Origin of the sequence: Pseudomonas umsongensis (assembly GCF_002236105.1) — a bacterium.
GTDB classification, from domain to species: domain Bacteria; phylum Pseudomonadota; class Gammaproteobacteria; order Pseudomonadales; family Pseudomonadaceae; genus Aquipseudomonas; species Aquipseudomonas umsongensis.
Genome location: NZ_NIWU01000001.1, coordinates 316,236 through 342,271, shown reverse-complemented (window position 1 = coordinate 342,271; position 26,036 = coordinate 316,236). Strand labels below are relative to the sequence as shown.

At 55.8% G+C, this 26,036-nt stretch carries 19 protein-coding genes and 2 pseudogenes; 11 read left to right on the top strand and 10 right to left on the bottom strand.

The window, feature by feature from the left end:
- Positions 1–3: 3 nt before the first annotated feature.
- From PSUM_RS01585 to PSUM_RS01560, 6 genes are all read right to left on the bottom strand, one after another.
- Positions 4–1,449: an aldehyde dehydrogenase family protein gene (locus PSUM_RS01585; protein ID WP_083348840.1), complete on the bottom strand. Its 1,446-nt coding sequence runs from the start codon at positions 1,447–1,449 to the stop codon at positions 4–6.
- Positions 1,450–1,461: 12 nt separating this feature from the next.
- Complete coding sequence (locus PSUM_RS01580) at positions 1,462–2,649, bottom strand: aromatic ring-hydroxylating oxygenase subunit alpha (RefSeq protein ID WP_020798166.1); 1,188 nt, start codon at positions 2,647–2,649, stop codon at positions 1,462–1,464.
- Between the two features lie 253 nt (positions 2,650–2,902).
- The gene (locus PSUM_RS01575) at positions 2,903–3,820 is read right to left on the bottom strand and encodes a LysR substrate-binding domain-containing protein (protein ID WP_020798167.1); all 918 of its coding nucleotides are present in this window, start codon (positions 3,818–3,820) and stop codon (positions 2,903–2,905) included.
- Positions 3,821–4,184: 364 nt separating this feature from the next.
- Positions 4,185–4,832: a hypothetical protein gene (locus tag PSUM_RS01570; RefSeq protein WP_033039167.1), complete on the bottom strand. Its 648-nt coding sequence runs from the start codon at positions 4,830–4,832 to the stop codon at positions 4,185–4,187.
- Between the two features lie 672 nt (positions 4,833–5,504).
- Positions 5,505–5,921 carry an organic hydroperoxide resistance protein gene (locus PSUM_RS01565; protein WP_033039169.1) on the bottom strand — a complete coding sequence of 139 codons (417 nt, stop codon included), beginning with the start codon at positions 5,919–5,921 and terminating at the stop codon, positions 5,505–5,507.
- A 206-nt stretch (positions 5,922–6,127) separates the two neighbouring features.
- Positions 6,128–6,481 (bottom strand): hypothetical protein, encoded by a 354-nt coding sequence (locus PSUM_RS01560; RefSeq protein ID WP_042955448.1) that lies wholly within the window; start codon positions 6,479–6,481, stop codon positions 6,128–6,130.
- Between the two features lie 182 nt (positions 6,482–6,663).
- Between PSUM_RS01560 and potE the strand changes: the two genes are divergently transcribed.
- From potE to PSUM_RS01530, 6 genes are all read left to right on the top strand, one after another.
- Entirely contained in the window at positions 6,664–8,073 is a 1,410-nt protein-coding gene (gene potE, locus PSUM_RS01555; RefSeq protein WP_020798171.1) for a putrescine-ornithine antiporter, read from the top strand.
- Positions 8,070–10,355: an Orn/Lys/Arg family decarboxylase gene (locus tag PSUM_RS01550; RefSeq protein ID WP_020798172.1), complete on the top strand. Its 2,286-nt coding sequence runs from the start codon at positions 8,070–8,072 to the stop codon at positions 10,353–10,355. The genes potE and PSUM_RS01550 overlap by 4 nt, the downstream gene beginning before the upstream one ends.
- A 173-nt stretch (positions 10,356–10,528) precedes the next feature.
- Positions 10,529–10,930, top strand: coding sequence for a hypothetical protein (locus PSUM_RS01545; protein WP_020798173.1), 402 nt, complete (start codon positions 10,529–10,531; stop codon positions 10,928–10,930).
- A 214-nt stretch (positions 10,931–11,144) separates the two neighbouring features.
- Complete coding sequence (locus PSUM_RS01540; protein WP_008063017.1) at positions 11,145–11,423, top strand: DUF3303 domain-containing protein; 279 nt, start codon at positions 11,145–11,147, stop codon at positions 11,421–11,423.
- Between the two features lie 267 nt (positions 11,424–11,690).
- Complete coding sequence (locus tag PSUM_RS01535; protein WP_083348839.1) at positions 11,691–12,959, top strand: OmpP1/FadL family transporter; 1,269 nt, start codon at positions 11,691–11,693, stop codon at positions 12,957–12,959.
- Between the two features lie 46 nt (positions 12,960–13,005).
- On the top strand, positions 13,006–13,680 hold the full coding sequence (locus tag PSUM_RS01530) for a DUF3313 domain-containing protein (protein ID WP_020798175.1): 675 nt from the start codon (positions 13,006–13,008) through the stop codon (positions 13,678–13,680).
- A gap of 84 nt (positions 13,681–13,764) precedes the next feature.
- Here the strand turns inward: PSUM_RS01530 and ligD are convergent.
- Positions 13,765–15,603, bottom strand: a pseudogene (ligD, locus tag PSUM_RS01525) (DNA ligase D); the annotation flags it as partial.
- 197 nt (positions 15,604–15,800) lie between these two features.
- Between ligD and PSUM_RS01520 the strand changes: the two are divergent.
- From PSUM_RS01520 to PSUM_RS01505, 4 genes are read left to right on the top strand one after another with little or no spacing between them, the layout of a single operon-like run.
- Positions 15,801–16,865 (top strand): site-specific integrase, encoded by a 1,065-nt coding sequence (locus PSUM_RS01520; RefSeq protein ID WP_197677868.1) that lies wholly within the window; start codon positions 15,801–15,803, stop codon positions 16,863–16,865.
- Positions 16,862–18,364 carry a site-specific integrase gene (locus PSUM_RS01515; protein WP_083348837.1) on the top strand — a complete coding sequence of 501 codons (1,503 nt, stop codon included), beginning with the start codon at positions 16,862–16,864 and terminating at the stop codon, positions 18,362–18,364. Before PSUM_RS01520 ends, PSUM_RS01515 begins: the two co-directional genes overlap by 4 nt.
- A complete protein-coding gene (locus PSUM_RS30840; protein ID WP_020798179.1) occupies positions 18,364–20,295 on the top strand; it encodes a hypothetical protein in 1,932 nt (643 codons plus the stop codon). The genes PSUM_RS01515 and PSUM_RS30840 overlap by 1 nt, the downstream gene beginning before the upstream one ends.
- Positions 20,292–20,750, top strand: a complete 459-nt coding sequence (locus tag PSUM_RS01505) for a hypothetical protein (RefSeq protein ID WP_042955441.1) — start codon at positions 20,292–20,294, stop codon at positions 20,748–20,750. Before PSUM_RS30840 ends, PSUM_RS01505 begins: the two co-directional genes overlap by 4 nt.
- Before the next feature lie 596 nt (positions 20,751–21,346).
- On the opposite strand, the gene PSUM_RS01500 is transcribed toward PSUM_RS01505, so the two are convergent.
- Together PSUM_RS01500 and PSUM_RS01495 are read right to left on the bottom strand one after the other, a co-directional pair.
- Positions 21,347–22,081 (bottom strand): hypothetical protein, encoded by a 735-nt coding sequence (locus tag PSUM_RS01500; RefSeq protein ID WP_042955442.1) that lies wholly within the window; start codon positions 22,079–22,081, stop codon positions 21,347–21,349.
- On the bottom strand, positions 22,071–23,699 hold the full coding sequence (locus PSUM_RS01495; protein WP_020798181.1) for an RNA-directed DNA polymerase: 1,629 nt from the start codon (positions 23,697–23,699) through the stop codon (positions 22,071–22,073). The genes PSUM_RS01500 and PSUM_RS01495 overlap by 11 nt, the downstream gene beginning before the upstream one ends.
- A 327-nt stretch (positions 23,700–24,026) precedes the next feature.
- On the opposite strand from PSUM_RS01495, the gene PSUM_RS01490 reads away from it, so the two are divergent.
- Entirely contained in the window at positions 24,027–24,743 is a 717-nt protein-coding gene (locus PSUM_RS01490) for a hypothetical protein (protein WP_141195464.1), read from the top strand.
- 159 nt (positions 24,744–24,902) lie between these two features.
- Here the strand turns inward: PSUM_RS01490 and PSUM_RS01485 are convergent.
- Positions 24,903–25,913: pseudogene (locus PSUM_RS01485) on the bottom strand (inositol monophosphatase family protein).
- Positions 25,914–26,036: the final 123 nt, after the last annotated feature.

The following is a 26,036-nucleotide window of genomic DNA, read 5'->3' as shown; positions in this document are numbered from 1 at the left end:
TACTCACTCCCCGGCGACCCGGATCGCCACGTTTTTGGTGCGCACATAGCTGTACAAGGCTTCCTGGCCCTTTTCCCGGCCAAAGCCTGACAACCCAACGCCGCCAAAAGGCGTTTCAATGCCACCGGCATACCATTCGTTGACGAACACCTGGCCGGATTTCAGGCGACGCGTGCAGCGCATGGCGCGGCTGATGTCCTGGGTGAACACGCCGGCCACCAGGCCGAATTCAGTGCCATTGGCGATGGCAATCGCCTCTTCTTCGGTGTCGAACGGCAGGATCGCCAGGACTGGCCCGAACACTTCTTCCTGGGCAATGCACATCTGCGGGGTAACGTCGCGGAACACGGTCGGGCGCATGAAATGCCCGGCCCGGTCAGCGAATGCTTCACCACCGGTGACCGCCACCGCGCCGTCTTCCACTGCGCGGCGGCACAAGGCTTCGATACCCGCCAGTTGCCCGGCGCTGACCACGGGGGTGAGGTCTGCGTTGTCCTGCCCCAGGCCGACGCTGAGCCCCTCGGCCATGGCGACGACGGCCTCGACTACCTCTTCATAAATGTCGCGTTGCACCAACAGGCGCGACATCGCCGAACAGACCTGGCCGGCGTTGAAGAAAATGCCCGACTGGACGCTGGCCAGCAGTTGCTCGCGGTTTGCATCGGAAAAGGCGATCGCCGCGGACTTGCCGCCCAGCTCCATTACACTGGGAATCGCATGCTGCGCGGCATCGCGCAGGATCGACTGGCCCGTTGGTACAGAACCGGTGAACACGATCTGGTCGACAGCACGATGGCTGACCAGATACGCGCCGACTTCGCGGCCGCGGCCGCAAATCAGGTTGACCGCACCGTCGGGCAAGCCGGCCTTGGCAATAGCGCGGATTAGTACGCACATGCCCAGCGGTGAAAGCTCGGGGGACTTGATGACCACCGCATTGCCCGCCGCCAGGGCCGGCGCCAGCGAACGGGCGCAGATCGACACCGGGAAGTTCCACGGAACGATCTGTGCCGAAACGCCCATCGGGTCGTACAGGGTAAAGTCCATGTAGCCATTGCCCAACGGGATCGACGTGCCCTCGATCTTGTCGGCCATGCCGGCGTAATACTCGAAGTAGCGCGCCGCCTCGATGAACTCGTCCCGGGCATCGCTCAGGCGCTTGCCGTTTTCCTGGCACAGCACCCAGGCGCCCTCATCGGCCACGGCGCGAATTTCCTCGGCAATGCGCAGCAACCAGGTGACGCGCTGCGCCGGACGCACACGGTTCAACTCACCGCTGTCGGCACAGCGGCGGGCAGCCAGCAATGCGCGCTCGGCATCGTCGACGGTGGCCTGGGCGATGGTCGCGAGCGGCTCCGCCGTACCGGGGTTGTTGACCGCCAGGCGCTGGGCGCTGTCGCACCATTGACCGTCGATGTAATTGAGCCAGTGAGAGGCTATCGGATACATGGGACAACCTCCTCAGGCAGACGGCGTGGTGGCGAGCAGTTGACGGGCGGCCCACTGGTGGAAGAAATGCGTCGGAATGTCCATTTCCGGAGAGAACGCCCCACCCCTGTAGCCTGGGGAATGACGGCCTTTCTGCATGCCTTCGACCGAGCTGATGTCTTCAGCGAACACCACTTTCCAGGACTCCAGGATCGCCTCGCGGCAAGCGCTGAACTCCTCGCTGGTGGCGGCGTCGTCGCCCACATAGAACAGGCGCAAATGTTCGATCGTGCGTCCCGGCGAAACCGGCTCCAGCTGCATGGCGAAGGCATGGTCAGCCTGGATGCCGAGCAGGACGTTAGGGAAGAACGCGACATACTCGGCGTTGCGCAGGCGATCCAGCGGCCAGGCGGGAAATTTCGGCAAATGCGTGCCGGCGACGTCCGACAGGTTGTAGGCGTAGCTGCCCTGGCCGGCGAAGTGCTGGTCGAAAATGATGTTGTAGTGGTCTTCCAGGCGCGAGTACGAGTTCAGGCTCGGGTGCACCCACGGCAGGTGATAGGCCTCGCAGTAATTCTCGACCGCCAGCTTCCAGTTGCAGTTGATGTCCAGCGTCGTGGCGTCATGGCCAGGGCGGCGGCGCAGCAGGCTCATGCCGTCTTCGCCGAGAAACTGCGTCCAGCGTTGGGTCAGGGGCGCCAGCATGTCCTCGAGCGGTTGTGCTTCACCGGACAGGTTGATGAACACCATGTCCATCCAGATCGCGCTGCGGATGGCTTTCAGGCCATGTTTTTCACAGGCGAAGCGTTCGTCCTTGTGCTGGTCGATGCCGCCGACATGGGGCGTGCCACGCAGGCCGCCGTTGAGGTCGTAGGTCCAGGAATGGTAAGGGCAACGGATGACGCCTTGTACCTCACCGGCCTCCTCCACCAGCTTCATGCCGCGGTGGCTGCAAACGTTATGGAACACCTGCACCAGGCCTTCACGGTTGCGCATCAGCAGCAACGGCAACCCCATGAAATCGACAGGCTTGACCGAACCGGCCTTGCCCAGGTCGCTGGCGAAACCGACACACGCCCAGGTTTTACCCATGACCTGATCGCGCTCGAGCTCGAAGTAGCGTTGTTCGGTGTAGAACTCGTTGCCGAGGCCGGTCGCTTCATGAATCGGATTAAGGACGGTTTCAAGTTGATGCACAGGAATTTGCTGGATGCTGCTCATTATTGTTCTCCCCTGCTGGGCACGGTATTGAAGGGTCGGCAGGCACATGGGCCAAGGTCCGCTGGCAGCAAGTTTGGGAAAACAGAGGGGGCTCGACAAACGATATTTCCGGCGCCATTCATGACTTTCTGTCATAAATAATCAGGAAGTCAGCGCATGCAATGTGGCCGCTCGGCATTGAAAATACCGAGGGTTCGAGGGATTAAAACTGAAGGTGATTCAGTTCGACTGACGATTAGCCATGACCACTTCGTTACTTGGTGTCCTGCGGCGCTGGAAGTTGATTCATCAGCCAACTGCGAAAGCGTTTTACACTTTGCCGCATACCGCCACGCGCCAAGGGCTCCAGCAAGCAGAACTGCGCATCGGTGCACAAAACCGTGTCGAGCGGTCGCACCAAGGCCCCCGTATGCAGGTAATCGTCGACCAGGTTGGACCAGGCCAGCGCGATACCCTGTCCGCTGATAGCAGACTGGATCAGCATCGAATAGCTATTGATATTGATCCGGCGTTTGGGTTCGACGCTTTTCAGGCCCAGGTTGCGGAACCATTCGGGCCAGCCAATCCAGTCACGCTGGGGGTCGTCGAGGAACAACCAGGTGCAGGCAGCAAGGTCCTCGGGCTTGTTCAAGGCCGGATGCCTGGCCAGGTAAGCGGGGCTGCACACCGGGAACACCTCTTCGGAAAACAACGGCGTGACCTGCATGTCCCTGGGCGGTGTCCGGCAGTAATACAAGGCCAGGTCACAATCGAGGCGAGAGAAATCCTTGACCTGGTCATGGGCGATGATTCGAAGATCGATCTCTTCGTTCTCGCGTTGAAACTCACTCACTTTTGGCAACAGCCACAGTGAAGCCATCGCCGTACTGGTGGCGACCGTCACCTGCTCGGCGCCCTGCCAATGGCGAATTTCACCGGTAGCCTGGGCAACCTGCAGCAGTGACGCACGGACCGTCTCGTAGTATTGGCTGGCTGCCGGGCTCAGGTGAATCGTGCGGGTGGTGCGTTCGAACAGGACCTTGCCCAAGTAGTCTTCAAGCAGGCGGACTTGTCGACTGATTGCCCCTTGGGTGACGTTCAATTCTTGTGCCGCCAGGGTAAAACTCAAATGGCGCGCTGCCGCTTCAAACGCGACCAAGCTGTTGAGGGGGGGTAACGGGTGGATTTTCATACAAGGCAGGTCACGTCGTTATTTTGGTTTTATCGCGGCAGTCTAGCCCCTGTCGTTGCAGGTGCACAGCGGCAAAAAACACACTCACTCAAGGCCATCTCCGCCGGCGAGCCTGCCTGTCAACGAAGATCGAGCCTGGATTCGACTGCAACCGTTTGAGCCCGATGAGGCCGGCCAGCATCGCCCCGATGCACAGCAGGCCCAAGGGTGCCCCTTGGCGCCCCACGAACTCCCTGTCGGGGTTGTGACACATGGCCTGTGCGGCGGATGCTTTCAGGTCCTGGCGACATTACTCCGCAAAATCTGGCGCCAGGACCTTTTTCCACTTCTGCGCCAACGCGCCAGGCGCTCGCGCATCACCCTGTCAATGCGTGCCGGCCGTCGCCCATTGCGGCGCGATGGACGTGTTGTGGCGCTTGGCTCGCTGAGTCAGCGCCAGCATCGTCAAGAAGCCGAGCATGATCAGAACCGGGTATGCCATCAACAGATCGGAGAGCGAGTATTTCCAGGCCAAAGGACGGCCGACGCCGAGCATGGCGGCGTACAGCCACGACACCGCCGATAGTGCCCCACAAAACAGGGCAAGCATTCGGGCGCTGAATTCGAGGTCGAGCAAGGAGCCTGCCTTTTGCAGGGCCGGCAATACGAGTCGGTGCAGCAGGATGCCGTTATAGGTCAGCAGCACGACAATGATCACCTTGGCGTGAAGCTTCGGATTCATGAAGTACTCCAGGCCTTTGTCGAGGTAGTCGATGCCGATGATGGCAGTGCCTGTCACCCATAGACAGATCAACGCAACCACGACAGACTTCTGAAGACTTTCCATGTGCGCATTGTCATGTTCAGTGAACATTGTGCGCTTCAATATATCCCTGACCATTGCAATATCACTGGTCAACACCAAACCTATCGCCACACAACAGGCGAGCAAATGAACGTAAACAACGCCCAGCCGTAAAAACTCCATGAATTCTTTATGTTCGATCAGGCTCATAATTGTATTTATCGTCACGGGTATCTCTCCACCTTATTCGACAGTACAGATCGGTCAGTCAGCAGGCTTTTCCGCTCGACCTTGCTCATACAGGAAAACCGACCAATAGATTATTATTGATATCCTATTGGATCAGTAAGGGAGTTGATGACATCTTAGTTACTACCTCTCAATTTTCGGGTAAAAAAATCCCCATCTGCATTAATTGCATTTGAGGTTCTAATTCCGCTTCTTTTTTTCGATTGCGAGAGCCGGCCATGGATGCCGTGCTGCAGGATCTGAGGCCTACAGCGCGAAAATGTTCATTTTTTAACCACAGCACCGACAGGCGGTAGCGGCATCGAACGCCACCGACATGGATGATCGGTCATCAACTTACGCGTTGAGGCCCATGACAGCTGAGTTCGTTGGATTACATGAGCGTTGACACTTATAATTGGATCCACTAGTTGTCGTGGAGTAAAAAGCGGGGTCAATCGCGAGAGGGCTGCCCGCCAACAAACAGTCATACTATTTTCAGGGCTTGTCGATTTCAAGCATCCCGGGCACAGGAAGACCCCTGTGCTCTCCGGGTCAACTTAGCCTCCAAACATTGCGACACTAACAACCCATTGTTGATCATTTAATATTTATTGAGTCTTGGCGACATTGCTTCTCCAAGCAGTCGCCAAGCGCGTTTTATATCTCAAATCAGACCAACTTCAATGTCACGTTGATGTTGTTGCGGGTGGCCTTGGAGTACGGGCAATACTTGTGCCCGGTGTCGACCAGTTTCTGTGCGGTTTCGCGGTCCAGCCCCGGCAGGCTCACATTCAGCCGGGCCTGCAGAAGATAGCCGCCTTCATTGGTACCCAAGTCCACCTCGGCATCGACGGCCACGTCCTTGGGCAATGCCACTTTCAGTTCTTTGGCAGCCACGCCCATCGCGCCAATGAAGCAGGCTGACCAACCGGCGGCGAACAACTGCTCCGGATTAGTGCCACCGCCGCCTGCGCCCGGCGACGACAGCTTGATGTCCAGGATGCCGTCGGAACTGCGCGAGGCGCCGTCCCGGCCGCCGGTGGTATGGGTTTTTGCGGTGTACAGGACTTTGTCGAGCTGGGTCATGATGATCTCCTGATTGAATTGAGGTTTATGCATTGTCAGGTGAATCAGTCTTCCGGCTTGGTGCCAGGCATTCAATATAGACGGCGGTGCCCGACCCAGCGCCCGATCCGACAAAGGCCCTCCTGCAACACGCAAACTTTGCAGGCGCGAGCAGGCTCGCGATGAAGGTCCACGATTACGCGGGGAGCTTGACACCCCGCGGTGTTCTAAAGTTTTTCGCGAGCATGCTCGCGCCTACTCGCCAACTTGTACTTCACACAATCGTCATAAAAACTCTGCCGGACCGCCGCCGGCTTGAGCCGTGTCGGGCTGTCATAAGTTTGTTCGGTAATGCCCATTGCCATCATCCGCATCCATGGCTTGGCAAACTTGTACGCCTGGATTTTTTGCCGTGCCGCATACAGCGAAACCCCGGACAACTTGAGTTCCTGGGCTCTTGCCGCCGTCCCTGCACCCCAACTGCATATATAAGTATCACCGGGCTTCAGTTCCCTGGCCTGGGCAGAAACTGTAAGACCCGCAACGCTGAAAGAGATCAGCGCGACCCAGACATTGCGCATTTGCATTCCACCTAACCGCCTGAAAATAAAGCGATTCTGGCAACACGCGAGAAATCTGGGGGCCAGCATAATGCCTTCTATTCAATTGATTGACTTGCGTCAGTAACCGAAAGTCATTTTCTTGCGACATTTCAAAACTTTGCTATAGCTAAGCTCTCACCGCCAACTAATGAGGCAACGGAATGTCAGTCGCAAAGAAAATGAGTGTGGGGCAACTGACGATGTTGACCGCGGTCAACATGTTGGGCTCAGGCATTGTGCTACTACCGTCGAAACTGGCGGAAGTCGGGTCGATTTCAATTCTTTCCTGGTTGATTACAGCCACCGGTTCACTGGCATTGGCCTACGCCTTTGCGCGATGTGGGATGCTCAGTCGAAAAACCGGCGGCATGGGGGGATATGCCGAATACACCTTCGGCAAGGCCGGTAACTACATCACCAACTACACCTATGGTCTCTCGTTGCTGATTGCCAACGTGGCGATCAGCATTACCGCGGTCGGCTACATCCAGGAACTGTTCCACATTGAACTGGACTCACTGCAAGTGGGCCTGGCGACCATCGCATTACTGTGGATCACCACGTTCGCCAACTTTGGCGGTGCGCGAATTACTGGTCGCATTGGCGCAGTCACCGTATGGGGCGTGATTGCGCCGGTAGTGCTGGTGTCGACCATTGGCTGGTTCTGGTTCGACAGCAGCGTGTATGCCGCCGGCTGGAACCCGCACAACATGGCCTGGTACGACGCCGCGGGGGCCTCGGTGGCGATCACCTTGTGGGCATTCCTGGGCCTTGAGTCAGCATGTGCCAACACCGATGCGGTGGAAAACCCCGAGAAGAACGTACCGATTGCGGTGCTCGGCGGCACCCTGGGTGCGGCAGTGATCTACATCGTTTCCACCAACGTGATTGCCGGCATCGTCGATAACCCGGAACTGGCCGCCTCCACCGCACCGTTCGGCCTGGTCTTCGCGAAGATGTTCACCCCACTGGTTGGCGACATTGTGATGGCCGCGATGGTATTGGCCTGCATCGGCTCGCTGCTGGGTTGGCAGTTCACCATTGCCCAGGTCTACAAGAGCTCGGCGGACACCGGTTACTTCCTGTCGATCTTCGCCAAGGCCAACAAGGCCGGGACGCCCATCGTCGGCATGCTGGTGCTGCTGGCGGCGCAGACGGCCCTGGGTTTCCTCACCATCAGCCCGGACCTCAGTAAACAGTTCGACACCCTGGTCAACCTCGCGGTGGTCACCAACCTGGTGCCGTACATCCTCTCCATGGCCGCGTTGATGACCATGCAAAAGGTCTCCAACGTACCCGCCGGCAAGGCGCTGGCTACCAACATCATTGCCTGGGTGGCGGCGGCCTACAGCTACCTGGCGCTCTATAGTTCCGGCGAACAGGCGCTGATGCTCGGCGGTGTGGCGACCATTTTCGGCTACACCCTGTTCGGTTTCGTCAACAACCGCCTGATTCGCCTTGAAGCACTCAACAACAGCGTGCCGACACAAACAGTCAGCGCGCAGCACATCACTGGCCAACCGGTGCCGGTGAATAGCCTGAAAAAAGCCACTCTGGAGATTCACGCATGACGGAATATAAACACTCACTCGGGATGCTCGCGCTGGTGGTCAGCAACCCAGCGGACAAGCGCACGGTGTTTGGTCGCGCCCTGACTCAATTGGTCAGTGACGTAGAGGGACGTGGCGTCAGCGTACTGGCCTCGGAAAGCCTCAGCGATGCCGCGTCGATCCTGCGTTCGGACCCGGCCGTTCAATGCGTGCTGATCAGCTGGGAAATGGACACCAGCGAAGGTCACGACGACTGCATCAAGTTGCTGGTCAAGCTGCGCGAGCGCAACACGCGCGTGCCGGTGTTCCTGATCAGCGACCGCACTACCGCGTCGAGCATTCCGCTCCTGGTCATGCAACACGCCGACGACTTCATCTGGCTGCCGGAAGACACCAGCCGCTTCCTCAGCGGACGTATCCTGGCGGCCATCGAACGCTATCGCCAGGCCGCCCTGCCGCCCATGTTCGGCGCACTGGTGAAGTTTGCCCGGTCCTATGAATATTCCTGGCACACCCCCGGTCATGCCGGTGGCACGGCATTTCTGAAAAGCACGGCGGGACGGGCGTTCTACGAGTTCTTCGGGGAAAACCTGCTGCGTTCCGACCTGTCGATCTCGGTCGGTGAACTCGGTTCGCTGCTCGATCACAGTGGCCCCATCGGCCAGGGCGAGCGCTATGCGGCCAAGGTGTTCGGTGCCCATCGCACGTATTACGTGACCAACGGTTCGTCGATGTCCAACCGCGTGATCCTCATGGCCAGCGTCACGCGTAACCAGATCGCCCTGTGCGACCGCAATTGCCACAAGTCCGCCGAGCATGCGATGACCCTTTCGGGGGCGCTGCCGACCTATCTGGTACCGACGCGTAACCGCTACGGCATCATCGGCCCGATCCTCCCGCAAACCCTGAGCAGCGAGGGCGTGAAAGCGGCCATCGCCAACAACCCACTGGTCAAGGAAGGCATCGATCCGACGCCGGTCCACGCGATCATCACCAACTCCACCTACGACGGCCTGACCTACAACGTCACCCGCGTCGAAGAACTGCTGGGCCAGAGTGTCGACCGCCTGCATTTCGACGAAGCCTGGTACGGTTATGCGCGCTTCAACCCGCTGTACCAAGACCGCCACGCCATGCACGGCAGCCCGGACGACCACGATGCTTCGAAGCCGACCGTATTCGCCACCCAGTCGACCCACAAGTTGCTGGCGGCCCTGTCGCAGGCCTCGATGATTCACGTGCGCAACGGCCGTAACCCGATCGAGCACGGACGCTTCAACGAGTCGTACATGATGCACGCCTCGACCTCGCCCAACTACGCGATCATGGCCTCCTGCGATGTCAGCTCGGCGATGATGGAAGCGCCCAGCGGGCAGATCCTCACCAGCGAATCCATAGAAGAGGCCGTGTCTTTCCGCCAGGTCATCTCACGCATGCACCACGAGATGTCGAGCAAGGACGACTGGTTCTTCACCTGCTGGCAGCCGCCCACCGTGCAAGTGGGCAATGCCACGGTGCCGTTCCACGAAGTCGATCCGCTGCTGCTCAAGACCGAGCCCAAATGCTGGGTCCTGCACCCCAACGAGGTGTGGCACGGCTTTGGCGACATCGAGGAAGGCTACTGCATGCTCGACCCGATCAAGGTCTCGGTGCTCAGCCCTGGCATGGGCGACGACGGCAACCTGCTGGCCACGGGCATCCCGGCCTGTGTACTGACGGCGTACCTCGGACGCCAGGGCATCGTCGTCGAGAAAACCACCGACTTCACAATCCTGTTCCTGTTCTCCATCGGCATCACCAAGGGCAAATGGGGCACGCTGGTCAACGCGCTGCTGGACTTCAAGCGCGACTATGACGACAACGTCGAACTGGAGCTGTGCCTGCCTGACCTGCTGGCCGGTAACCAGACCCGTTACGCCGGCATGGGCCTGAAGGACCTGGCGGACGAAATCTTCGCCGCCATGAAGTTACACAAGACCACCTCGGCCATGGCCCAGGCGTTCGGCACGCTACCGCAAGCCGTCTTCAGCCCGGTGGAGGCCTACGAGAAACTGGTGCGCAACGACATCGAACTGGTCACCCTGGAACAAGCCGCCGGGCGCATTGCCGCCACGGGCATCGTGCCGTATCCGCCGGGCATTCCCTTGCTGATGCCGGGTGAGAACGCCGGGGCTGCCGACGGGCCGCTGCTGGCCTATCTCAAGGCACTGGAAGCCTTCGACAGGTCCTTCCCGGGGTTCACCCATGACACCCACGGGATCGAAGCCGAGGCCGGGGTTTATCGGATGCTGGTACTGAAATAACAGGGACCCGCAACCCCCCTGTAGGAGCGAGCATGCTCGCGAATAACGTCCAGACAACGCGGGCATCCAGACAGCCCGCGTCATCGTTGACGTCCATCGCGAGCAGGCTCGCTCCTACAGGGATCACATTACCTATGGGCAAATTCGATCACTGCGCTCTATGATTGAATCCCATGATCACCTCTGCCCCGATCCGCCAACCCTGCCCGCCCGGCGCCTGCGACTGCGGGCGTGACCCGCTGCTGGAAACACCGGGTGCGGATGTGCGCATCCTGTTCCTGACCCGCGCGGAAGAAAAACGCCTTGTCGAACGCCTGGAAAACCTGCAAAGCCTCCAGGACCTCGAACACCTGCAACGGCGGATGTTCGAGCAGTTGGGCATTCGCGTGAACATCGCTCCCGGTTTCAATGAAGTGCGGACCATGCGCGGCATCGGCATTCACATCGACGAACTGCCAGGACTATGCCGCAAGACCCGGGCAGCGATCCCGGCGGCGATTCGCCGGGCCATGGAGAAGCGCCCGCAAATCGCCTTCGAGCTGCTCAACGCCAACGACCTGTTGCGTGACACCTGATCGTCTGTTTCAGCGCTGAGACAGCTGCCATACACCCCCTGTAAAAGAGGATCGGCGGTCGTACGTGAAGTGCGTGGCGCTGCTATGCCTTCTGCAGGGAGCAATCGTTTCAGGCCAGACAGGATGACACTGGCAAGGCAAACGTGACCGAGGTCCCGGCGCCAACCCGGTGCGCGAAGACAGGCAGGTGCCAATCCCTGGAAGGAGGTGGCAGATGTTGTTCATCGTCAGCTGGAAAATCAGTTCGGCCAATCGCAACAGCGCGATCGAGCGCTTTCTCAAGACCGGTGGCGCGCCACCGGAAGGCGTCAAGATGCTCGGACGCTGGCACGCCGTGGGTGGCGCAGCCGGTTTTGGCGTGGCCGAGGCCAATGATCCGGTACCGATCCAGAAGTGGGTACTGCAATGGAGCGACCTGATGACCATGGAGGTCCAGGCGGCACTGACTGACGAACAGATAGCCCCGTTGCTGGCAGCCGCTGCCGGCAGGTAATGGTCTCGAGGCGGCGAGACCTGCTCGCCGCCTCGATTCGAAGCGATGCGGCAGAACGCGTTGAGCCCCCTGGAAACGCTCCTTGAGCCTTAGCGTGAACTATCGGTTTTAACTCACTAATTACTGGATATTTCTCGAGACCTACCTACGCTCTTTCGCGTGGGAAACAAATTTCATGGCAGTCAGTTGACTGCTCTCAGGGGAGTTGACACCGGTCGATGGCGACAGCCACCGGTGTCCGTAATGGGAATGCACAAAGGTGACCCCATGCAGCTGAAAAATTGCGCCCTACCCGCCGTCTCATTGCTCGCTCTGTGCTGCCAGCAGGTACAGGCTGGCGGCATCATGCTATACGAAGTCGGCACCGATAACGTCGGCCTGGCCAACGCCGGCGCCGCCGCCCGGGCCCAGGGCCCTTCCACCATCGCCAGCAACCCGGCGGGCATGAGCTACTTGCCAGGCACGCAGATCACCGCCGGCTTGCAGGTGCTCTACGGTGATATTTCGTTCGATCGCGACGACAGCACCAACGTCTCCGGGAGTGGCAGCGGCAACGCCCTTGATCCGTTGCCCGGTGGCAGTTTTTTCGTCAGCCATGAACTGGACGACCACTGGAGCGTGGGGTTCGGCCAGTACGGCGACTTCGGGTTGGCGGTCAATTACGACAATGACTGGTCGGGGCGCTACTTTTCGCAGAATTCCAGCCTGCTCGGCCTGTCGCTGGTGCCCAGCGTGGCGTACCGCTTCAACGATCAGTGGTCGGTGGGTGTCGGCGTCAAAGCCATGTACGGCATGCTCCAGGCCCAGACCGCGATTGACCGCTCGCCCTTCGGCTTCACCGAACGCGGCGACGGCCAGTTCAAATACAAGGACAAGGATTGGGGCTTCGGCGCCAACGTCGGGGTAATCTACGCCCCGCAACCTGGCACCCGCATCGGACTGACCTACACCAGCAAGGTCGACCTGGAGTTCGAGGACGGGCTGGACATCAAGGGAAACGGACCGCTACTGCAACGTCTGGATGGTACCAACACCGAACTTGATATCACCGTGCCGCAAACCGTGACCCTGAGCCTGTTCCAGCAACTGGACCGGCAATGGGCGCTGCTGGCCTCGATCAACTGGCAGGACTGGTCGGAATTCGGCGATATCGGCGTCCAGGTCGACACCTCGGCAAACGATGCCCGATCCACCAACATCGACGCCGGTTTCAAGGACACCTGGCACCTGTCACTCGGCGCGCAATACCAGGCCACCGAGCAGTGGCTGTGGAACGTCGGTGTGGCTTACGACAGCAGTGCCGTGTCCGACAGCAAGCGTTCGGTGATCGTGCCCATGGCCGAATCCTGGCGCATTGCGACGGGCGCCACCTATGCGCTGAACAAAGACACCGACGTCAACCTCAGTTGGGCCATGGTCTGGATGGGCGACATGCCGGTTGACCAGAGCAAGGACCTGTCTCGCAATAGAATTTCCGGTCAATTCGACAATACCTGGATTCAAGCCGTGACCGGGAACATGACTTGGCGTTTCTGATTATCTGACTACGCTTAGACGAATTACCCAAGGAGCACACCGCACTATGAACCTGTCCCGTAAATTGCTTGTCGGCACTGCCTTGGCCGGGCTTCTGCTCGGCGGTTGTACCTCGAAAGTCACCGAGCGGGAGCAGTACTCCGGCTACCTGTCCAACTACAACAACCTTCAGGAAGTCGAAACGCCCAGCGGTGGCACGGCGATGCGCTGGGTCAGCCCATCGTGGAACCCCGACGCCTATGACACGGTGGCGTTCAACCGCCTGGAGCTCTACCCGGCCCCCAAGCCCAACGAGCGGGTCAACCAGCAGACCCTCAATGACATCCAGAACTACATGACCAGCAAAGCCAAGTCGACACTGGGGCAGAAGTACCGCGTGGTTTCCAGTCCAAGCGCCGCACCCAAGGGAGCGAAAACCCTGGTCATGCGCGCCGCCATCACCGGTGTGAGCGCTTCCAACGAAGGGATGAAATGGTATGAAGTAGTGCCCATCGCCGCTGTCGTCGGTGCGACACAGGCCGCCACCGGTCATCGGGACCAGGACACCGAACTGTTTATCGAAGCAGAGTTCATCGACGCGAAAAGCAACCAGACCGTGGCCAAGGTGGTGCGCAAGGTGTTCGGCAAACAGCTGTCAAACGAAAGCCAGAAAATCACCGCGCAGGATTTCAAGGCGGCGATCGACAAGTTGGGTAGCGACTTCCAGGCCTTCATAAAATAACGCAAGTGCTGTAGGCGTTGCCGCAGGCTGCGATCTTTTGATTCTGTTTTTTCAAGATCAAAAGATCGCAGCCTGCGGCAGCTACTACTTCATTCCCACTCGCCGTCGCATCTCGGCTGTAATCGTCTGCCGGGTTTTCTTCAGGTCCGCCCAAGGCTCATCGCCCACTTCGGCCAGGCGTTCATGCGCGTTGTGGATGTTCCACTGGTTGCCGCCCTTGAGCGTAGGGACTTCTTCCCGAAAAATCGGCATCGACACCGGCAATCCTTCGCGGGTACGCACGGCGTAGGCGCAGATGGTCGTGGCGCCCAAGCCATTACGCAGGTAGTCGATGAAGATCCGCCCTACCCGGTTCTTCGGCCCCGAAACAGCAGAAAAACGCTCCGGCAGCATCTTGGCCATGTGGCTGACAATGGCGTGGCTGAAGTCCTTGACCTCATCCCAGCCGTGCTTGCGAGTTAGCGGCACTACCAGGTGGATACCCTTGCCGCCGCTGGTCTTGAGGAACGCCTTGAGTCCCAGTTCGTCGAGCACCGTCAGGGTCAACTGAGTGGCCTCGACCATGCGCTTCCATGGCAGCGCCGGGTCCGGGTCGAGGTCGAGGACGAAGCGGTCGGGTTTGTCGAGGTTGTCGGTGGTGGCGTTCCAGGTGTGCAGCTCGACCGTGCTCATCTGCACCGCACCAATCAAGGCTTCGGCGTTGTTGATCACCATCATCGGCTGGCCTGTGAGTTGCTGGTCGAGGGTAGTGATGCCGGGGATCGCCAGGCGTTCGGCGTTTTTCTGGAAAAACAGTTCGCCAGCGATGCCATCCGGTGCACGCACCAGCGCCACGGGTCGGTCCTTGAGCTGAGGCAGAATCCATTCGGCAACACTGGCGTAGTACTGCGCCAGCTGCACTTTGGTCGCGCCCGTGCTGGCGTCGATCACCCGGTCGGGGTGGGTGATGCGTACCTTGCCCTGCTCAAGACCGACTTGAGAGGGTGCTGGTTCGACTTTCTTCTTCGAGGTCGTCGGTTTGGCGACGGTTTTTTTCGCGGGGGTAGTTTTCACGGCAGTCGGTCGCTCCTCGGTAATGTCTTTGGCGGGCTTGTCATCGCGCAGACCATGGAACACCGCATGGCGCACCGAACCGTCCTTGGTCATTTCGGCAAAGGCCACTTCCGCCAGCAGGCTGGGTTTGAGCCAATGCACAGCCTTGAACTCGGCACCGCTGGGCGGGTTGACCACGGCGGCTTTTTTCGTCTGCAAGGGCTTGAGTTGTTGATGAATGCTGTTGAGCGTTGCCTCGGTGAACCCGGTGCCGACCTTGCCTGCGTATCGCAACTCACCGCTGTCGCGGTCGTGCAACCCCAAGAGCAACGCACCGAAGGCACTGCGTGAACCTTTGGGGTCGGTAAAGCCGACGATGACGAATTCCTGTCGATGCTTGCATTTGAGTTTGACCCAGTCACTGCTGCGCCGCGATACATAGGGCGACCCCAGGCGTTTGCCGATGAGGCCTTCCATTTGCATCTGGCAGGCGCTATTGAGCAGGGCTTCCGGGTCTTCGCCAAAGGCGTCGGAGAAGCGCAGCAATGGGTCTTTGCTGGTTTTGAGCACGGTCGAGAGCGCCGCCCTGCGCTCCTCGACGGGCACTTCGCGCAGGTCCACTCCATTGAGATAGGGCAAATCAAACAGGTAGTAGAGGATATTCCCACTGCGGCCCGCTTCGAAGACATTCTGCAAAGCCTGGAAGTCCGGAACGCCCTGCTCGTTGGCCACCACCATTTCGCCGTCCAGCCAGGCCGATTCCAGGCCCAGCCCCGCCAGCGCCTTGGCCTGGTCGGGCAGCTTGTGGGTCCAGTCGTGGCCGTTGCGAGTGAAGAGCTTGACCTCGTCATGGTCGATACGCGCCATGATGCGGTAGCCGTCGAACTTCAATAGGCACCTGTACAACCGTTGCGATTCAAGTTTCTTGGATGGGAGCCGTAATACTAAACTGTACCTATTGAGCGTTGCATTTCATGATTATTCACACAGACGCATTACCGAACTTTGTCATCGTAGACCCTCATCGCATGCTGCCTCGGTACTGGGCGACAGCTTGGTCATTGTCTACTCAAGGACATGCTCTCGCCGTGAATACGCGCAAGACAAAGCTTCGACACATTGACGCCTTCTACTCTTTCTGTGATGACCGATTTGGGCTCGATTCCTTCGATTTCGCAGTCAGCCATCGTGATGCTGTATCTACCCAGAAACTTGTCGAAGCGTTTTACTTGGAACTCACTTCAACTCCGGACTACACAACAACTGCTGTGCAGCGCTGGGATGCAGTACGCGAATTTGTTCGGCACCTCTCACGACAACGAGCGCCATCGAGTCAGGCATGGCGTTCATTGTCCTCGACCTTAGGGGCTATGGGGAGGATTCGAAAACCCCACCGAGGTCGTTTCCGTTTCATTCGCGCGATTCCTGTAGGTACACTGATTGATTTACTGGATGTTGCAAACCCGGGATCCGATCGCAATCCATTTCATGATGAACTCGTTCAGACAAGAAACTGGCTAATCGTTAACCTTTTACTTCTCGCTGGATTGCGTCGAGGCGAGTTGATGTTGCTGGAGTGTGGCTCGCTCAAATCCGACGTAGATTTAGAAACATGCGAAGTCGTCTATTGGCTTGACGTAACAACGACTACAGAGCATGACCCACGCTCTAGCTCGCCAAGCATGAAGACAGAGCATTCGCATCGGCAGGTGCCAATATCGGCAGACCTTGCTTTTCTCTTTGAGCAGTACGTATCGGAATACCGACACAACGGGAAGGAGCATGGTCTTCTACTTACAGCCATGAATGGTGCGCCTCTTTCTGCTGAGGCAATAACCAAGGTTTTCACCAAACTCTCAAGCGCTATTTCTTCAGAATTGCTTTCTCGATTTACCGAGCGCAGCGGTGGTAAAGGAAGAATATCGCCACATGATCTCAGGCATACCTGTGCCACCGCCAGATACTCCATGTTCATGGCTCATGAGCCAAACAGAGATCTCACATTCCAGCGCTTACGCGCTTTCTTCGGATGGTCCGCGCAATCGTCTATGCCTGAGCACTATGCACGTGCAGCGATTCAAGAAGACTTGCTACGTATATGGGGCCAACTCTTTGATACCAGGACGAGCATTCTGCGGGGGCTCACGCCATGAATTCGATACCTGACCAAACAAAGAATCCTACTACGGCTCATTCTGGGGGTGACGGATATGGTTCAGTACTTGATTGGGCATGGCCAGTTGCACCAACAACGCTTCCCATATATGACAAGTACACCGACACTAACTATATAATTCACTCAGAAGAAGACACTTGGCGGTTTAGTTACAAGGGCAACGTAGAATCAATCGTTTTCGCTAGCGGTAGCACTGGTTCGCTCCAGAGAAGACTAGCCTTACTAATCAGTGGCCGGTCTAGCCCAGGTACACTCCATCGGACGGGACGTCTGCTAGTACAGAAGTGGGATATTGTCGTAGCGCTCCTTCACACCCGACCTGAAAATATAAAAGCAACATGGGACGAGTATGTTGACACAATCCCACTTGCCGGTACATACAAAAATGTCCTCAAGCTAGCGTGCACAGCAAATGTAGGCCACTGGAGTGGTCGGGCGACACCGGTAGTTAATAGCCTGGATACTCGAGCGAACTCTGAAGTCGCCAGACACACGGGTAACATTGAGACTCGGCAGCACCTTATCAACGTACATCTACACGCAGGCATTATCAAAGCACTGGATGCTGCCGCGTGCATTACAGATCTTTCGACAATACAGCTCGAAGGGGCTGCCGCACTGTTACTTATATATCAGCATGGTGTCCGGCCAATTCAAGTTTTATGCCTCAACGTGCAACACGTTAGATTTTTTAAAGACGCATCGAACGAGACTGCCTGCGTCGCATCTTTCCATGCGGCCAAACAAAAAAACGGTGAGACATTTGAAATAGTCCGTCAGATCAAACCAGAATGGGTTCCCATAATCGCTCGACTCCATACAATCGCGGTAAATTCAGGGAGATCACGACTCTTCGACACATCTACTTCTTCGTTGCTGTGGTACCGCGCGAAAACCCTGTGCAAATTATTTAATGTGGAACTTACATGTACCGCGCCGCACCTTCGACATACAGCCGCTCAGGCGTTAGCAGATGCCGGACACACACGCGAAAGCATCCAACAGTTCTTAGGGCATACAGGTATAGCAAGCGCCGCAGTTTATGTTCGTGCCAGCTTGCAGCAAACGCAGCTCATTAACTCAGCCCTGGGAGCTTCCAAACTCTACAATAAAATACACGGCATTGCTTACAGAAAATTCGTGACTCTTGAAGAGATGCTTAATTCTGATGAAGACCAACAAATTGGCGGGATTGTTGGCGAGAGTTTAGTGGGAGGTATCGGACTCTGTAGGTCTGGCCAAAGCCACTGTAATTACAACCCAGTAACCTCGTGCTACGGCTGCTCGAAGTTCATGCCTTCATTGGATAGGGATGCCCATAGAGATGCCGTAGAAGGAATGCGCCAGCAAGTTCGAGTATATTTGGCGCGCGGTGTCCGGCCAGAAAATCCGGCCTACCTCCAACTCACCCGCGCACTCTCGGGCGCTCAGCAAGCGTTGGATGCAATCGAAGAATTGCATCTGAGGAAGCAATAATGACTGTGTTTCAACTTTCCGCCCCTGGCGAACTCCGTCCCCAGCAATTTCAACTATTTGTCGACAACATACGCCAAGCAGTCGAGGCAAAAGGGCTGCAGTGGGGTATACCTATGGATGATAAAGGCAAGCCGATTGAAGGTAGTGATTGGGACTTGAGAGTGTTAAACGGTAGCCACGACAGGTTTGCACCTGGAACAGTGGGATTCGGAATAGATGACCAAGTGCGTGAGCTCGCGATCAACGCACAATGGCCATTGGCGCGCTTGCCCGTGGGCGCGGTTTTGTCAGACTCCGTCCAAGACTTTATCAAGGCGATCATAGCTACCCGCTGTCTGAGTGGACGGACAGCAGATAATGCCCAAGTCATTGCGAAAGCTGCTAAGCGATTGTTTTCTTGCACCACAATACCTCCTTATAAAGTCTCGCGTGAGCATTTCGAGGCTCTACTTTCGCTTAAGTCTTGGAGTGACAAAGCAAAACGGGACTTTAGCGTGGTGGCGAAAATTATTGATGAAAACTTATTGTCTGAGCATTGCCCAGTCAAACCATCAGTGGAATCAAAACCGAAAACTGAACTCTTACCCGGTCTCAATACCCGAACCACCGGACACAAACTTCCGGACAAACATGCTTTGTTCGAGTTGACGCGAATCGTCTTCCAAGAGGTGCCGACAACGTTTAATGATGGCATTATCTTTTCTGTATTTAGACTCCTTATCCTGACTGGCCTGCGCATTACTGAGATCTTAACTCTCCCCGATGATTGTCTAGTCTGGCACAATCACATAGATGTAGTGACTGGAAAAAATGTGAGTGACATCGGTGGTATAGGTCGCTCGCTTCAGCTGCGTTACTACGCTGAGAAGCAAAGAGATGGAGCTCCTGACATTTTGATTGAGAAGTTTTATAACGTACCTTCGAGATTTGAAGGCCTAATCGAAACCACCGTCACCGAAACGTTGAACGCAACGACCTCCCTTCGGGAGATTTTGGAAAGGCAGTCACATACGCAAAATAACTATCCCAACTCAGATCTTCGAACATTTAAAACTTCTTCAGGACGCGTCGTAGGAACTTGGCAATGTCTATTCCTAACCACAGGATCAGTTTTGAGGTTCCCATTGATCGAACCGCTCACGCCGGATTCAGCAATTAGCACACCTCTCCCACCTCGTATTTATACAGCTCTTGGCAGCACAATAGGAAACGGTTCGCTCTCATTTTTTAAGAAATACGGCGGTACTCCACAGGAGAAGAATTTATCGATAAAGCCGCATTCTCTACGTCATCTTATGAATACTGAACTCTTTCGTCTTAACGTTCCTGATACTGCAATCACACACCAATTCGGCCGGGTTTCCGTTGCGCAGAGCTACGAGTATGACCACCGGAGTCTTTCGGAAAAACTGAAGTTTGTTCAACTTCCTTCGACCTCCCGCCCTCATGTTCCGCCAGGAAGCACTCAGGAGCTTGTGGCTAAGATGGTGGTAAGTGGCATCGCGGCCATCAGTCATTTAGGACAATCATTCAAACGCATCCAAGCAGAACATGGCGACGCAGCCGCGTTTGCATATCTTGCAGCAAACTCTGATGGATTTCATGTAACGCCCTATGGGTTCTGTACCAATAGCTTCTCTATTAATCCTTGTACGAGACACTTGAAGTGTTTTGACAGATGCAAACACTTTGCCGCAAGTGGTTTACCTGAGCATCGCGAAACCTTATTGGACCTTCGGGAGAGTCTTGTAATTATGCAGCATGCAGCGGAAGCGAAACCATCGCGAACCATGGGTCGAATCAATCAAATTACGCATGCGGTGAGGCTTATTGAGGGAGTTCAAGCTGCTTTAGATGCTCAACCACAGCAAAATGTATTCGCGGAAGGGGTTGACTACGCATCCCCCAACAAAAAGGACGTTTTCGCATGAGAAGATTACAAGACCCCACCAATGTTGAATTGAAGGCAATTCTAGAGCAGCTGCTTTCCGAAAACATCGATATTACCGTTCGAGAAGTCGCTCGACGTCACTCTGAGTTGAAGAACGCTTCGGCATTTACGCGAAACAGTACTCGAATGAGCTTCATCACTGAAGCGCGTCAGAAACAGCTTCAGGTCCGCGTTATTGCTACAGGCATAACGCCAACTGTCGTGCAGGCTAGTGTTGCGGCAAAGCGAACGGTGGAGGTGGCAGCTTTGGAATTGCAAATTAAACAACTTGTAGCTGCGCACGCAGGATTGATTCGTGCTGTTCAATTGGTCGGCGGGATGGGTGCACTCGAGCGATTTTGGAAAGAGTATAAAGAGATCGGTGACGCTGTTCAGGAACTCGGCGCTTTGCCTCAAGGGACTACGGTTCTAGAGTTTCCCCAGCCTGTAAAGTAGCTTCGACAACAGGCTTGCTAATCCGCAAGACCGCAAGCACTCGGCATCTACGCAGAGCCGGAGTGCTTGCTGCGAAATTGCACCCTACTTGACCAGCTGTTTGCATGGGACTTGACCAGATGCTTTGAATCGTCCTCAGAGTATGAGAGTTTTGCTCTCGCCCATTTTCAGATCACAGTTAGGTAACTGCACGGACTTGCCCCAATATTCGTGGAGGCATGGCCGGCAGAGAACGGCTAGACGCAGAAGTTCGCTTTTAGCCACCTCTACCATCCCTGACGATCTTTCGATCAAGGTGGAAGCGCGGTCTGGCTGGTCCATTCGCGATTTTCGTGAGTATTTTGGCTGTTTCCCATACCCTGCATTGATCACCATTCGCTGGTATGAAGAACTGGAGTGCATCAATAGGCCAGCTTCTTCCAGATAGTTAAGTCGCTTACAGCTAGTCCAGCTGATAGTCCGCCGAGTATGTCGAGCGACGAGACGCAAGTAGAGCCGACTGCCAGCTGGATTGTAAACAGCTCCCCGCTCTTGCGGGAATATAACCATCGGGATGGGTTGTGTTTGTCGCGTAGGTCAATGAAGGGCCAGAAGAACTAGAATTTTTGGATTTCAGTAAGAGTCGCAGCAAAAGCCTGGAGAGTCTCTACCTTGCTTTTGCCGCCGCCGGTGAGGTGAATGAACTCATCAAAGTCGATGTTTACGAGCTTGCCTGTTCTCGGATTCATCAAGACGCAAGACCTCCACTCATCATTGCCAGTCTCTACAGCCGCCGCATAGCTCAACAACCAGTACATTGCCACTTGCCTATAATCGGCAGCGGAGAAGTTACCGGCTGTGCATTTCACCTCGATTAGCTTTGACCCGGCAAAAAAATCGCCGGTTCCTGAGGCGATCCAACGAAAGCCGGGTATCACCGGTGCCGCACCATAAGCCGCGCTACAATCAGTAGCTACCTGCTTGACCATAGTCACAAGGTTGTCCGCTACGCGCAGGGCGATACGTTGATCATTCTCAGAGATTTCCGATGGGCTGATTGCATCGAAGAACCTGCTTTGCCTATCTGTAGCGGTGGCAACGCATTCTCCCCACGTCGGATTGTTACCAAGGACGAGCTGCTCACCTACGGCAAAGGCTAGCTCGAATAGCAGAGATTTTTGCAGTTTACTTGCTTGAATCGCTTCTACTGGCACGATGACCACCGCACAACCGACAGCCGATTTGTTATAAAGCGAAACGATGCCAGGCGTTAGTCCTGGGAAAATAGCATTCAGTATGCCGGGAATATTTCGAGCTATCGTTCTCGGATCACGCCCAGCTCTATTTGTCATCACACCAACTCCGATAGAGACCGGCGAAGGTCGGGCGATCCTGACGCTCTATTCCTAGCCTCCATGATTGCTCTAGGCTTGGGCCCATCTGACGGCGTAGACCATCCCCTTGGTCTCCAAAGGACTCGGCCGCGAGCCATGTCAATCGCTGACATTCCGCGTTGATTTCGCTCCATCGGCTTGAGACAGAGCTGAAACCGGACCTGTCTTTCCATAGACGCCAGCAGTCTATGCATGCCCTTTTGACTGTGTGGGACGAGTTAGATTTATAGGTTCTTTGGACAAAAGCAGCTCTGAGCGGCGTTTGCGAGAACTTCAGCACCCGAAGGTAGTGTAACAAGCTGGCTTCAGCTTGCAGTAAATGCTCAGAATGGAAAGCCACTCTATCTATCACCGCGTCTAGATCGGAGTGGATTTCTTCATATCCCGCCCCCGCTCTGAGGTTAGCCACACCTCGCATGATGGTTGACCACGAAGCGCGAAAGGCATGCAGGTTATTCGGTTCCAGCAGTGTAGACGCGAGTTGCAGGGCAACGATTGGGCTGTGGAATGTCAGTGTCCTACCTATCTGGGTAATCAAGAAATTATCCGGAAGCGACTTTTGCAATTCGCTGCCGAGCAATTTCTGGACGTCTAGATTTTCGACAGTCATTTTCAGTGACTCATAATCCCCTTCTGGGTTATCAGAGTAAGGATCATAATGTAGGTCGACATGTCTCAAAATTCCTGCATTGGTATCGTCACCACCAAGTTGAGTAGTAACGTATTCCTCATAATGCTTAGCCGTCATCATGATAGTTTTCGATTTATTTAGCGTGATCCCATAGTCTGCGAGAGCGTGTGATAGAAATGCTAACCCTGCGTAAGCGTCGGAATTCGAATCTGCAATGAGCACGTAATCGTCGACATATCGGTACCACCGTAAGCCATCATGTGTCATTTGATGGTCGACAGAGTTCAAAAACAGCTCTGCCAGAATCCGCGAGCACTGTCCTCCAACAGGTAGTCCGAAAGAACGTCCAGCTGAAAATTTTGTTAACAATGCGGTGATTTGGTTACCTACCCTGCCATCTGAGAACAGGTCATCGATTAGGTTTTCTAAGTAATGATGCGAGATGTGTTCGTAAAAGCTCGAAATGTCCGTTTGGATGACTACTGTCCCTTTGGGAGCGCGTGCAGCCTCTTTCGCCGTAGCCTCTCTGAACACTCTCCAGGATGAGCCTCGATCGAATAGCTCAGATCCGCCCTCCGTCTGGAACCTGTATGAGAAGGTTCGCTGATCACGTCTTGGCTCTAACTGATCGGCGATAGCTACACCCAATCCGTTGAAATAAATGCTCCAAAACGGGTGGAGCTTTGTAGTCACCCTGAATCCTGATGCACCTGTTGCGACCAAAAGGCGCTCGCTAAATACGGTTAATGCTGCAATTTTTTTTTTGCTATTGGATTCACTGTCTTTACGCAGCTCCTCCGAAAAAGCGAAAGCGACCTCTGCTAGCTCATTTTGCCTAGCTGAAACGAAATTCGTGTCGACATCGAAAGGGAGCGTGTCGTTGTCACCGTGCGCTCCGATATCAGCTGCCGCGCGCAGAAAATGCTCAAGTGTAACTTCAGTCATGTCCTTTCCCGGGCTGAAGACCTCTATTCGCCGGGCTCAGTGCACCGACAATCCTCTCACCCACCGATCATCTCAGCACGCCCGGTGCATGTCGATAGACGCTTAGTAAAGTAACCGGCTGAGCATACACATCGAATCGTCCGGGATTGTGCCTAGGCCGGCAGCTGCAGCGGCAAGACTTTCATGCGAGCCAACTGGAGCGTGAACTTCTCCTTCTTGGGGGAAACGAAGATCTTTCGACCCACAACTGCCTGTGAGCAGCGACAGAAACGGGCCCAGAGTGTGTAAAAACACAACTACGCTCAAAAGCCCTGTATCGAATTTCCTTTGACGCCTTCGAAAGAGGGCCCTCATGCCAAGTCGCCCAAGAACCGCAACCCTAGTCGGGATGGTTTCAGCTTTCCGCGTTTGATCACCGGTGCTCACCATGCAGAGTGGAATCTCAAGTCCTGCTGGATTCTGTCAGCGACATTGGCCCGGGCACCTGCCAGCGGCTTTGCTGCCTCCTCTGCCGTACTGGCGCTCCGCCAACTGGAGGCTGCATTGTTCATGATCGGTTATGACCTGCCTCGTGACGGGAGCAATGCTCAGGCTAAATTGACCACACCCCCGATGCCTGGTGACGCTTGGACCGAGTGCTACACCGCTGCAAGAGGCAATAAGTTCCACTACCAGATTGACGACGGCGCAATACGGCTCCATGAAGGCCGCCGCTACCCGATCGAGGTCATCAACAAGATGTTGAATATTCTTTGGGAAGTATCGGACAGCACGACATTCCCATTAGCCAACAGCGCAACGAAGATCCGTGCCGGCGAAAGCGCGTTTGGTATCGGCAAAGCCTACTACGAGGCGACCGACAAGAAGGGTAAGCCGCCTGACGCCAGCGCGCTTGCAGCCCTACTTCAAGATATTGGTGCACTACGCTTCACACCGGGCCGTCGTGACGCGTGGTCAATCAATACTGAAGTGTTCCCCCGCGAAGGGATGATTGACGTCACTGCACTCATCACCCGCGAAATCGAGCTGCTCGAACACCTGTAGCCAATCACTTGAACCGGAGCGTGCATCGCGCTCGCTCCGAGATTCTTATCCCTTCAATTTGTAAAGGAAGCCGCCATGTCAGCCAGATAATGATATGGAGATTTGGATAACGCGGATTGTTTGTTGGCTACTGCGACAGACTAATTTTCCAGGAAAAAATTATTTATCGGTGAAAATTCGATCCCAATCTCGAGCAGCCAATGTTCGGCACACAGCTTCCAATCCACCAAAACAGCGTCGTGATACTATTTGCATATTGTCCTGCGTTACGTACCGTATTGATTCGCCATTTTCATTGAGCAGAACGCCGCCCGCCCCCTTAAGCAACGCATGACCCGCGACAACATCATGCGCAGATACCTGGCATACAGAAACACCGCACACGCCATCGCCAGCGGCTACTTTTGCAAGCCTGTAGGCAATCGAGGGCATGCAGACAAAACTGCTTGGAGCGCAAAGCTGGTGATTTATTTCTGCCTTATTTACGGCAGCTGAACTGAGCATCACGCGACAATCGCTCGACCAAATCATGCCCGGAAGCTTGGGGGCTACGGATTTCCCATTGCGTAGCAAATTGGACAATCCTTCAGCCCAAGCGATGCAATCTGGAAACCCTTCGAGCGTTACGGGTGCGTAGACCACACCTAAGATTGGTGTGTGTTTGTATAGAAGGCCGACTGATATAGCTGAGCCTTTCAGCCCTCTCAGAAAATCGTTTGTGCCATCATTGGGGTCAACTACCCAACACCATGAATCTCCTGTCAGGTGTCAGGGTATGGCCGGTCTCCTCCCCCCAATAGTCGCAGAAAAACAGGTCAAGCAACCGCTGACGTAGAAGCTGTTCAATTTCGACATCAACGACTGCCTTGTCCCCCTGCCCCCTTGGCCCGTCTTCTCGTTGCCATTCTGTTACGAGGGTTGGCCTGCCTTGCAAACTATGTTGATGACGGAGGTAAGCAGCTCTGGCAGTTCTGGGCTTTTTGTGTGGTGCTCGAATGACGCCCCAGCGAGCCTGCCTAGCGGCTCGTGCGCTGAACCCAAATGCAGCGCGGCATCAAGAAAACGATTTGACGCTTTTTCGGACCTCGCGGAGATTGACCGCTGAGCCTCCGTTTTAAATTGAAACTTCATGGCCCATTTCGATGTTTTCGCTTTGCGTTTACCTTTCATTACCCCCCCACGCTCTTGATGAGCAAAATGGTTCGCTGTCGCGCCGATCACGATCAACGACCTCCCTCCTCTATCAGTGCTAAAGAAGGGTGGCAGCCGACCGAGCTCAGCGGAGAGATAGAT